Genomic DNA, 15,189 nt, shown 5'->3' on the forward strand with positions numbered 1-15,189 from the left:
ATTATTAAGTTAATGGTACCAAAAATTTGGACTTAATATAAAATTATAAAAAAGATATTTAGACAAAAATTAAATAAATTTAAAAAATCATCGATAATGCTATATTGAAAAACTCGTTACTGTACTATCACTGAACATGTACTTTTTTGCTCTTTAACGATATTTTATACAAAACAAAATAAATGATACATTCATGTAAATCTTTTAAAATGGATTAAGTTTTGGCAAGTAGTTTTTTCTCTTAATTTTAAGAAGCGGACATGCTAACATTCTATTGTATATCCGTAAAAAATTGAAGATTTTGTTTTATTCATATGCTTTTTCTGTAAATGCTTCATTAAAATTTGTGTTTACAAAGTTATTTGAAATGCTTAGATAATTTTAATCCCTGTGCTTGATAATGTGATCCGGCGTTGTGACCATAAAGTGTTAAAGGTCGATTAAGCATGTGTTCATACACTAGACGGCCAATAATTTGACCATGCTCTAAGATAAATGGGACTTCATGGCTTCGCACTTCTAGAACTGCTCTTGCTCCTTTTCCGCCAGCCTCCATATGTCCAAATCCTGGATCAAAAAAACCTGCATAATGCACTCTAAATTCACCAACTAAAGGGTCAAAAGGTGTCATTTCAGCTGCATAAAGTGGAGGAACATGGACAGTTTCTCGGGAAACTAAAATATAAAACTCATCTGGGTCAAGAACTAGTTCCCTTTTTCCACGATCAAAAAGAGGTTCCCAAAAATCTAGAATGTGGGCAGCAGCATGTTTATCAATATCAATAACACTTGTATGGTGTTTCCCACGATAGCCGATGAGTCCGCTTTCATCTCCCTTTAAATTAATAGAGAGTCCAATACCATCCTTGCTGATATTAGGAAGATCATCTGAAATCAACATTTGATCTGTATGCAAAGCATGTAGCTCAATTTCATTTAAATAGCTGTGTCCCTTACGAAATCGAAGTTGAGATAAACGTGAACCGGTTCGCACTAAAATCGGAAATGTACGTGGGCTAATTTCAAGATAAAGTGAACCATGATAACCGGCGCAAATTTTATCAAATTCTTGAGCATTATCAGTGATTATACGGGTAAAAATGTCTAATCGTCCAGTAGAACTTTTAGGATTTGCAACTGCTGATAAAATCTCTGGTAAAGCCAAACTTTCTAAAAGGGGAACAACATAAACGCAACCGGTTTCCAAAACTGCTCCGTTCTGCAAATCAAATTCGTGTAGTTTTAATTGTTCGAGTTTATTTAAAACTTTTACATTTGGTCCTGGCATAAAGGAGGCGCGTATACGATAAGCTTTGTGCCCTAAACGAAGATCAAGGCTTGCTGGCTGTATTTGGTCTGCGTCAAATGACCAAAGAGCCTTGAGAATGTCATTATGAATCAAAGTCTGTATATCATTATCTGCTAAAATACCGCTTACACGCTTCATAGTTTTGCTTTCCACTTTTACTTTGTTTCTTTTTGGGCTTATATGATTGATTGGTGCAAGCTGTTTTAAGGCTATAAAAACTATTCCTTTTGATTTTTCCAACCAATTTGCTATTATAATTCATAGCAGAATACTACAAACAATGAAATAGCGCTTGGTGCCACACCTTTTAAAAGTAAATAATAGTTATTTGAAAGTGATACTTTTCATACACTATCGTTCTTGAATATTAAACAAATAATGCTACTATGATTTAAGTTTGGTAGAGTTTGCAGAAATCTTGATAGAATTTTCCATGATCATACGTCATCTCAGCGAAAATATTATTAATCAAATTGCTGCCGGTGAAGTTATTGAACGGCCCGCAAATGTCGTCAAAGAACTTGTGGAAAATGCTATTGATGCTGGAGCAACTCGAATTGAAATTGTTACTGCAAACGGTGGCAAGAATTTTATCAAGGTGAGCGATAATGGTTGTGGAATTTCTGCAGATCAGTTAACTTTAGCAGTTTCTCGCCATTGTACATCCAAAATTACCGATGACGTGCACAATATATGCTTTCTTGGTTTTCGAGGAGAAGCTTTACCCTCTATTGGTTCTGTTGCTAAACTTAAATTAACTTCACGAACGCAAGGTGCTGATAGTGCTGCTGAAATTATTGTCACAGCAGGAAAAATTGTCGGACCAAAACCGGCTTCTGGAAATCTTGGAACCATCGTTGAAGTGCGTGATCTTTTCTTTATTACTCCTGCACGGTTAAAATTTATGAAAACTGATCGTGCTGAAACAAATGCTATTACCGATATGATTAAGCGAATCGCTATTGCGTTTCCGCACATTCGCTTTTCTCTTTCAGGTTCAGACAGAACTTCTCTGGAACTACCTGCCACAGAACATAATATCCAAGGACAATTACAACGCATTACACAAATTATGGGTGAGGAATTTGCTGCCAATAGTATCGCATTAAATGCTGAACGTGAATCCGTTCGTTTGACTGGATTTGCGTGTTTGCCATCCTTCAACCGTACTAATAGTCTTCATCAATTTGCTTATGTTAATGGGCGCCCAGTGCGCGATAAGTTTCTCTTGGGAGCCATTCGAGGGGCATATGCTGATGTTTTGGCTCGGGATCGTTATCCTGTATGTGTTCTTTTTATCGATCTTGCGCCTGCTTATGTTGATGTTAATGTCCACCCGACAAAAGCTGATGTACGATTCCGTGATCCGGGGTTAGTTCGTGGTTTAATTGTTGGAGCAATTCATGAAGCATTGCATAAGACTGGTGTTCGTCCTACTTCAACGCACTCTGAAGCAATGCTTTCTGCATTTCAAACATCGCAATCATTAGGAAGTTTTAAAAACAATTACAAACCTTTTTCTGGAAGCTCACAGTCCAATAGTTTTGCAACAGGAGCTGCAGCAATGATTCATAGGCCATTAGATCCTATAAGCACTTTTGGTTTCAAAGAAGATGCTACTCCTATTATGGAAGGCTTAGATATGCCAAGCGGTGATGCTTACATTCCAAGTACTACACTTTCATCAGAAGAATTGCGTTATCCACTAGGGGCGGCCAGAGCACAAATCCACAAAAATTATATTATTGCTCAAACACAGGAAAGTTTGGTAATTGTCGATCAACATGCAGCTCATGAAAGAATTATTTATGAATCACTCAAGAGCGCACTCTATTCCAAACCGCTGGCTTCACAATTGTTGCTTATCCCTGAAATTGTAGAACTCTCTGAAGAAGATGCAACATGCCTTTTAACACATAAAGATGCTTTGCAGAAATTTGGTTTGGGAATAGAACAATTTGGACCTGGAGCAATCATTGTGCGTGAAACACCTTCTATGTTAGGAGAGATCAATGTACAAGCTCTCATTAAGGATCTTGCTGATGAAACCGCTGAATATGATACGACAGATAATTTAAAAGGAATGCTTGATTATGTTGCAGCAACTATGGCTTGCCATGGCTCGATCCGGTCAGGACGTCTTTTACGTCCTGAAGAAATGAATGCATTATTACGACAAATAGAAGAAACACCTAATACAGGTACATGTAATCATGGGCGTCCTACTTATATTGAGCTTAAATTAGCTGACATAGAGAAACTTTTTGGTAGAAGATAAGTTGTCATTCACCGTTTTGGAAAGAAAAAATATTTTTTAACTCTCGACTTTATAAGGTATCTTATGGCACTTTGCTTGAGTCATCATTTCGCATACAAACAAGAAGGGATTGTCAAGAATGTTTTTCAGTGATGAACGTGAAGCAAAAATTCATTATTCCAATAATGGATATAAAATCATAGAATATGGAACCTATACTCTTTGTGCGGTTAGTGGACAAAAAATCCCTATAGATGATTTAAAATATTGGAATCATCACCGCCAAGAAGCATATGCCAGTTGTGAAATTTCTTATCACCGTGAGCTTGAATGCAATCCGTATCTCAGCAAATTGTTAAAAGCACAGAAAAAATAACAAGTTGAAAACTATACGTGCAGTCCATTTTTTCAAAAATACAAATTAAATAAGGTGTTTGCGTTCTTTAAAACGATTCATAACTTCTTCAAGTAGTATACGGCAAAAGCTTTCTTGAGCGAAGTCGATTTTAACATCAAATACAATAAGATTTTTAAAGTTTTTTTGCTTACTGCTTGTTTGTATACGCGTGTAATCCTTAGCAGTTGTAGCTAGATATAAGTTATGTATTTTAGCCTTCTGTACAAGATTTTTTAAATCTTTATCGGTAAAAAAATAATGATCCGGATAGGAGTAAGTTTGCACAATATGACCAGATAATTCTTTAATCGATTGGAAAAATTTATCTGGATTTCCAATACCAGAAAATGCCAAAAATGATTTTCCTGCAACATTATCAGATGTGAATGGTTTAAGGTAAGCGTGATGCAAAGGTTTTCCAGTATGAGTGACAAGACAAGCAATATTCTCACTTGCATCCGAATGACCAATCAATAAAACACTATCCATCAAAGAAAACTGTGTTTTTAATGGTACACGCAAAGGTCCCGCTGGGAAAACAGCTCCATTCCCAAAACCACGCATGGCGTCTACAACGAGCAATGCATAATCCATATAGAGACGGCGGCTTTGAAATCCGTCGTCCATTAAAATAAGATTACATCCTTCTTCTTTGAGCCGTTGTGCTGCTGCATATCGATCAGCCGATACAGCAACAAAAGCATGGCGTGCAAGTAAAAGTGCTTCATCTCCCACATTGTGAGCATTATCACACTCTGCATTTACAAGGTGTACTCCCTTAACTATTCCACCATAACCACGTGATACAACACCAGGTATAAATCCAAGCTCTTTAGCTGCTTTAGAAAAAGCAATAACAACAGGCGTTTTACCAGAACCACCACATGTAAAATTACCAATACATAAAACTGGAAGATCAATAACGGGAGGTTGTTTTGTCATACGGTGATTTGCAAAATAACCATATACCAAGGAAATTGGAGCTAATAAAAAATGCAAAAAGCTTTTATCTTTCCACCAAAAACGGGGTGCACTAATATACATATCTATCCTGATGCTGACTTAAACCCGTTTGTATCACGAGGGGTTGCAAAAATGGATCAAGAACCTTTAATGTACGCTCAAGTGCGCCGGCCATACTTGTTGCTACTTCATAGGCTTTATCGACCATTTCTTTCCGTAGTATTTCATTCGTTAAAAGTTTATACACTTGAATAGCAAGCTGTTTTGTATCTTGTACTATATACGCTGCATCATGCGTTAAAAATTGTTCAAATATCTCTTGAAAATTTGAAACATGAGGCCCTGTCAAAATAGCTGAACCAAACAAAGCTAACTCCAATGGATTATGTCCACCGTCTCCACGTAGTGATTTACCAATAAAAGCAACTTTTGATAAACGAAGGAAAAGCCCCATTTCTCCAATTGTATCTCCCCACAAAATGTCCGTATTCACATCTGGAATAACATTGCTGCTTCTACGAATAAAACGCAAATCTTTATTGTTATATTTTTTGATAAGCTTTTCTGAACGTTCAGGGTGGCGAGGTACAATGATTGTCAACAAATCTGGCAAATAATTTTTAAGTATTTCATGCACTTCAAGAGCAATTTGCTCTTCTCCTTCATGAGTTGAAACAGCTGCCCAGACGGGGCGGTTTCCGATAGCGTTACGGTAACGCGCACATAAATCTTGATCTTCAATTAGAAAAACATCAGCTTTGAGATTACCAGAAAATACAACAGATTTTACTCCAAGTGTGTGATAATAGGCAACATCTTGTTTATTCTGACCAATAGCCATGTCAATATGTTTAAAAATATATCTAGCAAGAGCGCGCCGCTTGTACCAAGCCTTAAAAGAACGTTCAGACATATGGGCATTAACCAAAATTTGTGGAATGCGCATTTTAGCAAGTTCCTTAATACGTAGAGGCCAAATTTCTGATTCACAAATCAATACTAAATCAGGCTTCCAGTGGTTGACAAAACGGCGTACTGCCAAGTCTAAATCTAACGGGGCATATTGATGAATTAATCGATTACCAAAATACTTTTTCACGAGGGAGGAAGATGCTACAGTTCCAGTTGTCAGTAATACATTGATTTTCAAGGATAAAATATAATTAATGAGCGACACAAGAGCAAGTGTTTCTCCAACACTAGATGCATGCAACCAAATTAATGGACTTGGAGGACGTGCTTTATGACTTTTCCCTAAACGTTCTTTTTGACGACTGCGCTCTTCTTCTCCACGTATAGAGCGGAGAAATAAATAAAAAGGTATGACAGGACGTAAGAAAAAACCAATCATTCGATAGATTAAAAGAGCAGTACGTGCCTTTAGTTCCACCATTTAACTTACCTCATTCACCTATTTTGCAATGCTTTTGTAATCTATTTCTATTAATACTTCTTTTATAGGGATGATTGTACAGGAAGTGATACAATTTCACTCTACGCTTTTTCAAAAATCTTTTCCAATGAACGTGCATAGATATAAAATATGATAGGGAGCAGGTAAATAAGTTAGCCACTGAAATAATCTTTTTCCACATGACATATTCGCAATTATAGCATCTTTTACCAGATTTAAGTGCATGTTAAGCGTTAATAACATCCATCGCTATTCTTATTAACCAATGCATTTTCTCTTATCTCTCTAAATCATAAGTAAATTTAAACTTCCACTTTAATTTGCAAATTGCGTATCTACTTATGCATTCGCAGAACACAAAAATATAGCAATAACTTCTTCACATTGAGAACAAAGAAAAGGTTCTATGGTATGCTAATCATGCAAAAAAGTGATAATAAATTAATTATAAGTTCTCTGTGCTTTCATTACATTATCTGAACTTTGTAAATGTAGATTTGTCCAACAAAGAAAACGCTATATAAACCATAGCTTTATAATAAATGCTTCTTTTGCTAAAAGTGCTTTAAAATACATTCCTTTTTTCTGAATTATTCAATTCATCTTGATAGTGAATTTAGAAAATTCAGTTTCGCTGCTCTGACATAACTATACAAACAGCGATCAAATATTCAAATTCTACTCTGCATCATCTGTCTCAGGATCAAGAAGCCGATGCAAATCTACGATGTAATAACGTTGTAATGCGTTATCTACGCTGCTTTGCGCTTTTGCTTGCCACGCTTCTTGAGCAGACTGGTAATCTGGAAAAATACCAACCATATCTAAATCATCAAGATTCTTAAATTGGTTGCTATTAAGGTTTTTTAATTCCCCACCAAATACAAAGTGCAAGTATTGTTTTTTTTGGTTGATTTTATTCATGTGTATTTCCGTATAGATTAGAGATTTTAGTGTTTTTTTATGTGATTAGACTAACTTTGCCTGACGAACAATATTTATCATATCTTGACAGCAATTATTTTTACCAGCAATTAATAGTTTACATTGATAAGGTTCAATTCCGTAAAATATATGATCTGCATCAAGTGATATAAGACATCCTCCGCATTCCTGCAAAATAAGATCAGCAGCAGCAATATCCCATTCATGACAATTTGGACGCACCAACACTATATCGATTTCACCTTGGGCAACAAGAGCAATACGATAAGCAAGAGAGGGAATATGATGGTAAAAACTAACTTTATCACAAAAGCCATTCGGTAATTTTTTAGTGAACGATTTATCAAACAAAACTTTATATTTTCTATTCACCACAGATGTTAAAAGGGGAAGCTCTATGCCATTTCGTGTTGCTCCTCCACCAGCAATAGCTGCGTAAACATCCCCTTGAGCTGGACATTGCAAAACACCTACAATAGGGCGCCCATTCTCAATAATAGCAATAGACACACACCAATAGGTGCTACCTGACAGAAAACCACGAGTGCCATCAATAGGATCGACCACAAAGTAGCGTTCGTAAATCCTTTGTTCTCGATCATCTTTTGTTTCTTCTGAAATCCATCCATAATTTGGGCGCGCTCTAAGAAGCTTTTCCTTCAAAAAGCGGTCAACTGCAAAATCTGCTTCACTGACTGGTGAATTGCCATCTTTGAACCAAACGTCCACTGCACATCCAAAATACTTCATTGTTAAGTCTCCTGCCTGTTTACAAACATCAAGCAGAAGATTTAGCTCAGAAGAATGATGCATGTTATTTTCCTGCAAGTGTCATCCCTTCGATTAATAATGTAGGAGCAGTTATACCGTAACGCCTATCAACATCATTTGCGGGTGTTAAATGCGCTAACATATAAAGTAAATCAGAACTCAGAGTTACTTCGTTCACTGGATAAGCAATTTCACCATTTTCAATCCAAAAACCTGAAGCACCACGACTGTAGTGCCCCGTAACAAAATCAATGCCATGTCCGAATAGCTCTGTAACATAAAAACCATTTCGTAAATTTTTTATCATATCTTGAGGTGATATTAGACTTGGTTCAATAGCAAAATTGGTACTTGCTGGTTGAACCGATGATGCCGAACGTACGCCATGACCATTGGTTTCAAGCCCCAATTCACGTGCTGAAGACGATGAAAGAAGCCAATTTTTTAAAACACCATTTTCAATAATATTCAATGTTTGCCCCTCGACTCCCTCTCCATCGAAAGGACGAGAAGCATTCCCACGCAACCGCAAAGGTTGATCTGTCACATTAACATCCGGTTTCATAACTAATTTTCCGAAGAGATTTTGTAAAAGACTTGTTTTGCGAGCAACCGATGCTCCATTAACCATAGATGCGATATGTCCAGCAATTCCGCGAGCCGTACGTGGGGAAAAAATAACATCCACAACTTTTGTAGTAGCGCAAACTGCTCCCAAGCGTTGAACTGCTCTAATTCCTGCATTTCTTCCTACAGTTTCTGCGGCTTCCAAATCAGAAAAATGTAAGGCAGTTGTATAATCATAATCCCTTTCCATTGTGCTATTCTCACCAGCAAGAGCACTGCAAGAACGTGAAAAACAACTGGAATGATAAGTTTTACAAAAACCATCACTAGTCACAAGAATAAACCTACTATGGCCATAAGCGGCTGTTGCTCCTGCAGAATTGCTTACTCCTTTAACATCAAGAGCTGCGGCTTCTGTTTTCAAAGCATCTTCTGTCAGAAGATGACTGTGCGGAACAAAATCATCAAAAAGATCAAGATCTTTAGGATCTGTAACCAAATGCTTTTTATCTGCTAAACCTTCAAATAAACTATCAGGAGAAGCTTTCGCCATAGCAACGGCGCGTTCTGCTAATTCTTGCGGATAAGTCGCTAAATTGGCAGAAACACTTGCGACTTTCTTGCCAACGAAAACTCTTAATGTAGAATCATTGCTTTCTGAAGTTTCTGTTGATTCAACTTTTCCCAAACGAACCGATACACTGGTAGAATGTGCACGAACAACAACAACGTCAGCAGCATTTGCCCCAGAACGCTTCGCCGCTTCAATCAATAAAGTGGCTTTCTCAATCTGGTTTTTGTCAGTCATCATAGGCTCCCTAAAATATTGATGATTTACATTGATAAGAAATCTGACAAACTTATACCAATGATAATGCAACTTTTGTATATTTATCAGTAAAAGTTGTATAGCATTAATGCATTATTTTTCTTTAAACAAATCAAGAAGTTTCCCTTTTTGGTTTTTTGAAAAAAGGTAATATATTGTAAAATTCCTTTAACTTTAAGCTTAAAAACTGTAAAATAAATCGCATACCTCTTCATTATTGAGCGCTAAACTATCTATGTTATATTTTCTATAGCGCTCTTTAAATTTCAAGCAATCATAGAGCAATGTCCCATTATAATATATTTCTTGTGTTTATGAATTCTTTATCGCAAACATAACAATCCTATGAATGAAACAAGCATAAAGGTAGCACAAAGATACTTCTTTTCTTGCGATTTCACCGAACAGTCATAAAATTTTTTCTGTATTTCCGGATATAAATTGATATTATTTTTTCTTATACGTAAATAATTAATCAGCTATTTTTTTAAGTGGATAAGCCTTCCCGTAGTAGACTTGAAAAAGCCAAGTTCAATCGCAAGATGTTTGTGAGCTCGATAAATTATAGCTATCCAATGTCTTAATTTATGCTGGCTTTTTCACAAAGTATGCAATACTTTATACATTACGTGAAAATCTCTTTTGAAGTTATCCAATAATGAAGGTGGGGTCTTAAGAAAAAAGAAATTTTCCAAATACTGCATCAGAATATTTTATAATGAATAATATCACATAAATAATTGTTGATTTAAAAGAAGATTTTAGTCTTCCTAGACTTTTCTAAATAAACTACTCTTTAAGGCACAACTTTCTAAGAGCAGCACGTTTTATTGTGATAATCATTTATTTTCCCTATATTTTGCGCCTTGAAAGTATATGACATAAAAAGTTTTATGTGAGAAACAAAAGTACACGAGAAAATAATTTTACCTAGCATTAAAGCTTTTAATGAAATATAAAGTTTTCAACATCTTGTGACAATAAAAATATATCTTATATGCTACATAAATTAGATGGTGATATATACATAAAAACCATAAACTATTTAAATGATAGTTTATAAAATCCCTATTGAACAAGCATTTTTTTTCTATTGAAGTTTTGAGTTGCATGTACTTGAAATTACGGTGTGATAAATCTGCAAAATATATGCATTTTCAATAACGTGATAAAAGGTGAATTATTGGATGGATTTAAAAGAAAAAAATAATAACCTATTGATTATATTATTTAAAGATAAACGGTGCCGCATGCCGGGTTCGAACCAGCGACCCCATCATTACGAATGATGTGCTCTACCAACTGAGCTAATGCGGCATAAACTTGTACATTAACTAGACAAAAGTAGGCATAAAAGCAAGTATCCATTTTTACAATAACTCATAAGGTGAGGCAATGATTGAGGTAAAGGGAAGTAGTGGGGGAGCAAAGGTTAAGAGCAGAATGGTATTTTTTGATCTTTATACTGTAAAATGCTTTCCAAATTATGATTTTTTTCAAACTTAGAAGTTCGTATGAAAAGCGCCTCTTTTTTGTGGGAAATATTGTCAATATATTTTCGTAAAGATAGAAATATCCGCTGCTTCTATGGAAAAGAAGAAATTTGTTAAACACGTGATTGGAGGGGATAAAAGATCTCAGTAACCTTTATGATGGACAGATAATGCTAGTGGAATTGGTAGAAAAGTTACGCCTCATTTTTACAGGGGATGGGGATAGAAGCGGTGATTTAATAACATTAAATACATGTTTCTGTTTAAAATAAGGGAATAACCAAATCGGATAAAAGTTAGTTGATAGCACTAGAAACCAAGCTAGCTTACAAAGAAATTTATTGACTGGCTTTTTTACGTGGCAACTGATTGATGGGAAAGTTTTGATGGAACATTTAAAAAGTTTGATGCTTTAACGGAGCAATTTTCTGGTTTATAATACAAAGTGTTTCTGAAACTCTTGTTTTAGGATTTTATTATCATGAATAATTTCAGATACTTTTTTGCAGTTTTCAAGTTTTTTCCAATAATAGCCTCTTGAATTTTTTCAGATAGATAGCAGGTTGGAATGGTATGAAGCTTTTTTCAGCACAACCAAATGTTTTTACTGTTAAGTTTTTTATTTAAGCGCGTGGAGCGACTTGATATAAGATTGAGAATTTTTCTCATATTATTAAGGAATATTTTCTGTATACAGTTCATGATGCTGAAAAATAAAGAAAACCTTTTTGAGGGGATAAATTAGCGATCGCAAGTAATTTTAGTTATTTCAACATACTAGTGTTCCCTGTACCGACTTTTCTTATAGGTGAAATTAGAGGTTAAATTCAGCAGCTAATTGACTTTAATTTATGAAAATTAGTTGATATTATAATTACCTATATCAATCATGAAGCAATATATATGTTTATAATAAGACGCTTTTAATCTGTTCTTAGTTAATAAAATAACTTTCAGTTATCTTGATAATATGAATTCTCCAAGATGTATCGGTTGTGTGTGGTACGATAGATTTAAGAAGAAGTTTTAAAAGGTTAGACGTATTTTTCATTGTGTATACGAAATTTTCTGAAAAGGTTTTTGTTTTTCGTGATTTAAGATACATAGCGCGACTGCTAAAGCACCGAAGATAGACCATGCTGGTAAACAAGTGATAGTAATGCAAATTGAGGACAGGAAAGTTGGAATTGTACTACGTATAGACTGATTAAGGCTGTAGATATCTGTTTGCAGAAAGTTTGCTAACATTTCATTTAAGGGGATTGTTGTCCAGCTTGATATGTTCACAGAGTGTGTGCCATCAATGACTAACAGTATAATTGTTAGTGTAATGAAAATGAAAGCCATTAATTTTAGTAAAGGACGGAGCATATTTCTTCCTGTAACTTTAGTAGAACAGGTGCATAATGCACAGACAAATAAGTAGTTTCATTGTGCCAGAAAAATAAGTTTACGTTCGTTTTGTATTTTTGAAAAAGATGCATAAAAACCACGATTATTTTATTTCTATAAAAGTTTAGGTTGAATTCAACAAAGGCAATGAGGAATGATGTTTGAGAAAAAGCACAATGAGTTGAAGCGTAACCTTAAAAGTCGTCACGTTCAAATGATTGCTCTAGGAGGAGTTATTGGCACAGGTCTTTTTTATGGGTCAACAGAATCTATAAAATTGGCTGGTCCTTCAACCATTTTAGCTTATCTTTTTGGAGGGCTTATTATCTATTTTATTATGCGTATGCTTGGTGAAATGTCTGTAGAAGAACCTACTTCAGGTGCTTTTAGTTTCTTTGCTTATAAATATTGGGGATGTCTTGCCGGTTTTATAACAGGTTGGAATTATTGGTTTCTTTATATTCTTGTGGGCGTGACTGAACTTACGGTGATCGGATTTTACCTTGATTACTGGATTTTGATTGACCATTGGAAGTCATCATTTGTCGTTCTTTTGTTCGTTACATTAGCTAATTTATTGAATGTTCGTTTTTATGGAGAACTTGAATTTAGTTGTGCTTTGATTAAAGTTTCTGCCGTTATTGGGATGATTATTTTGGGAACTTTTCTTATTGCGACTGGAACCAATGGTGCAAGTGTTCGGCATCTTTGGGATCATGGCGGTTTTTTTCCTTATGGGATCATGGGCGTTATATTGGCTATTTCTGTAGTGATGTTTTCTTTTGGTGGAACAGAACTGATTAGCATTGCTGCTGGAGAGGCATCTAGTCCACAAAGAACAATTCCAAGGGCTATTAGTCAGGTTATGTGGAGAATTGTAATTTTTTATATTGGTTCTATTAGTGTTATTATGATGATAAGCCCATGGAATATGATTGGAAAAAATGGTAGTCCTTTTGTTACAGTTTTTGAGACCGTAGGAATTTCTGCTGCTGATCATATTTTAAATTTTGTGGTTATTATGGCTGCAATCTCTGTTTATAATAGTTGTGTTTATTCCAATAGTCGTATGCTTTATAGTTTAGCTGTGCAAAAAAGTGCACCACATATTTTTAGTAAACTAAGCTCTGCTTATGTTCCTTATGTTGCTATCCTTTTTTCATCATTCTGTACTGCAGTGATTGTCATTATTAATGTTTTTATTCCAGATAATAGTTTTATGCGGATTATGGCGATTACGACCGCAGCAGTTGTTATTATTTGGGCTATGATTGTTATTGTTCATTTGAAATTTAGAAAGGCACATAAGGATAGAAAAGGGCTGTTTATTTATGAATTTAGTTTATATCCTTATGCTAATTATCTGTGTCTTTTATTTCTTTCTTTATTGCTTTGTGTTATGTTTGTAAGTGGCTTTGGGAAAAATGGGTTAATGGCTCAATTTTTCAGTATGATAGGAATTCGTCTGTCCTTTATTGAAGCGTATATTCCTGCGGAAATGCCTGATATGAGTTTGGCGGTTATTATTGTTCCTATATGGTGTCTACTTTTGCTTTTTAGCTATAAACTTAAGCGATAAGCGGTAGGTAGGGTAATAAAATAGATCGATTGGAATAATTTTTGGGAATTATAAAGTTTGATAAAGTAACACAAGTCTTTGGTGATTTATGTGTTTTAAGGGATGTTACTGTAGAGCTTACTGAAAAACGAGTTGCCGTTATTGGTGCAAATGGTTCTGGAAAAAGCACATTCGCTCGTCTTATTAATGGGCTGCAATTGCCATCAAAGGGTTCTGTGAGTGTTGATGGTCTTGATACAAGGCGTGATGCTAAGGCAGTAAAGCGTAAAATAGGATTTGTTTTTCAAAATCCTGATAATCAAATTGTTTTGCCATTAGTAGAAGAAGATTTATCTTTTGGCCTCAAAAATTTAAAACTTGGTAAGGATGAAATTAAAGAACGTGTGGATGAAATTTTAGAGCGCTATGATCTTCAAAATTTCAGAAATCATGCAGTTCATTTATTGAGTGGTGGACAAAAACAATTGCTTGCCATTTCGAGTGTGGTAGTCATGAATCCAGACTATATTATTTTTGATGAGCCAACAACATTACTTGATTTGCTAAATAAGCGTCGTATTACGCAAGTTATAGAAGAATTATCACAAACGGCGATTGTTGTATCGCATGATCTTGAATTTCTGAAAAAGTTTGATAGAGTTCTGGTTTTTGATAAGGGGGAGATAGTGGTTGATGAGATACCTCGTATCGCGATCAAAGAATATATCAGGAAAATGTCGTGATTGGTCTATATCTTCATAAGGATACATTTATACATAGACTTAGACCGGGTGTTAAGTTGTTATTCCTCATTGTATGTACAACAACTTTGTTTGTTGTGTCATCGATAATTATCCTTTTACTTTTTTTATTGTTTGTAGCTTTACTGTATAGATTTTCTAAAGTTCCCCTTAACAATATTTTAAAAAAGCTTAAGCAGATGGGGCTATTTTTAGCTCTTATATTTGTTTTTCAAGTTGTTTTTGAAAGCTGGCTTGCGGGGTTTGAAGTCATTTTGCGTCTTATTTCTCTTGTTTTTTTGGCATCACTTGTTTCTTTAACGACTAAAGTTTCAGATATGGTGAGTGCAATTGAAGCATGGCTTCAGCCATTTCGATTTTTGGGTATAAATCCATCAAAATGTAGTATGGTTTTATCTATGGCAATTAGATTTATTCCTGTTATGATCGGAAAGTTTAGTGAGGTGCGTGAAGCACAGCAAGCGCGTGGATTAGATAAGAACGTTTTTGTTTTTGCAATGCCATTGATTATACGGACGATAAGAATGGCTTCA

General features: G+C 35.1%; 12 protein-coding genes and 1 tRNA gene. 5 read left to right on the forward strand and 8 right to left on the reverse strand.

Annotated elements, in window-relative coordinates; all coding sequences use genetic code 11:
* Positions 1-358: 358 nt before the first annotated feature.
* Entirely contained in the window at positions 359-1,447 is a 1,089-nt protein-coding gene (locus WCP76_RS05655) for a 2'-deoxycytidine 5'-triphosphate deaminase (RefSeq protein ID WP_336294710.1), read from the reverse strand.
* Between the two features lie 295 nt (positions 1,448-1,742).
* Between WCP76_RS05655 and mutL the strand changes: the two genes are divergently transcribed.
* On the forward strand, positions 1,743-3,587 hold the full coding sequence (mutL, locus tag WCP76_RS05660) for a DNA mismatch repair endonuclease MutL (protein ID WP_336294711.1): 1,845 nt from the start codon (positions 1,743-1,745) through the stop codon (positions 3,585-3,587).
* 118 nt (positions 3,588-3,705) lie between these two features.
* Positions 3,706-3,942, forward strand: a complete 237-nt coding sequence (locus WCP76_RS05665) for a DUF2093 domain-containing protein (protein WP_336294712.1) — start codon at positions 3,706-3,708, stop codon at positions 3,940-3,942.
* Positions 3,943-3,987: 45 nt separating this feature from the next.
* On the opposite strand, the gene lpxK is transcribed toward WCP76_RS05665, so the two are convergent.
* The 7 genes from lpxK to WCP76_RS05700 form a co-directional block, all read right to left on the reverse strand.
* Positions 3,988-5,007: a tetraacyldisaccharide 4'-kinase gene (gene lpxK / locus WCP76_RS05670; RefSeq protein WP_336294713.1), complete on the reverse strand. Its 1,020-nt coding sequence runs from the start codon at positions 5,005-5,007 to the stop codon at positions 3,988-3,990.
* Positions 4,997-6,319 (reverse strand): lipid IV(A) 3-deoxy-D-manno-octulosonic acid transferase, encoded by a 1,323-nt coding sequence (gene waaA, locus WCP76_RS05675; RefSeq protein WP_336294714.1) that lies wholly within the window; start codon positions 6,317-6,319, stop codon positions 4,997-4,999. Before waaA ends, lpxK begins: the two co-directional genes overlap by 11 nt.
* A gap of 699 nt (positions 6,320-7,018) precedes the next feature.
* Entirely contained in the window at positions 7,019-7,264 is a 246-nt protein-coding gene (locus WCP76_RS05680) for a DUF4170 domain-containing protein (protein WP_336294715.1), read from the reverse strand.
* 45 nt (positions 7,265-7,309) lie between these two features.
* A complete protein-coding gene (locus tag WCP76_RS05685) occupies positions 7,310-8,113 on the reverse strand; it encodes a 3'(2'),5'-bisphosphate nucleotidase CysQ (RefSeq protein ID WP_336294716.1) in 804 nt (267 codons plus the stop codon).
* On the reverse strand, positions 8,100-9,431 hold the full coding sequence (locus WCP76_RS05690; protein WP_336294741.1) for a TldD/PmbA family protein: 1,332 nt from the start codon (positions 9,429-9,431) through the stop codon (positions 8,100-8,102). The genes WCP76_RS05685 and WCP76_RS05690 overlap by 14 nt, the downstream gene beginning before the upstream one ends.
* A 1,265-nt stretch (positions 9,432-10,696) precedes the next feature.
* Positions 10,697-10,769, reverse strand: a tRNA-Thr gene (locus WCP76_RS05695).
* Between the two features lie 1,223 nt (positions 10,770-11,992).
* On the reverse strand, positions 11,993-12,316 hold the full coding sequence (locus tag WCP76_RS05700) for a hypothetical protein (protein WP_336294717.1): 324 nt from the start codon (positions 12,314-12,316) through the stop codon (positions 11,993-11,995).
* Positions 12,317-12,491: 175 nt separating this feature from the next.
* Between WCP76_RS05700 and WCP76_RS05705 the strand changes: the two genes are divergently transcribed.
* The 3 genes from WCP76_RS05705 to WCP76_RS05715 form a co-directional block, all read left to right on the forward strand.
* On the forward strand, positions 12,492-13,916 hold the full coding sequence (locus WCP76_RS05705) for an amino acid permease (protein WP_336294718.1): 1,425 nt from the start codon (positions 12,492-12,494) through the stop codon (positions 13,914-13,916).
* 41 nt (positions 13,917-13,957) lie between these two features.
* Positions 13,958-14,638: an energy-coupling factor ABC transporter ATP-binding protein gene (locus WCP76_RS05710; protein ID WP_336294719.1), complete on the forward strand. Its 681-nt coding sequence runs from the start codon at positions 13,958-13,960 to the stop codon at positions 14,636-14,638.
* Positions 14,635-15,189: energy-coupling factor transporter transmembrane component T family protein (locus tag WCP76_RS05715; protein ID WP_336294720.1), on the forward strand; the 555-nt coding region annotated here is incomplete at its 3' end. The genes WCP76_RS05710 and WCP76_RS05715, both read left to right, overlap by 4 nt.

It is taken from the genome of Bartonella vaga, assembly GCF_037070895.1.
In the GTDB taxonomy this organism is placed as follows: domain Bacteria; phylum Pseudomonadota; class Alphaproteobacteria; order Rhizobiales; family Rhizobiaceae; genus Bartonella.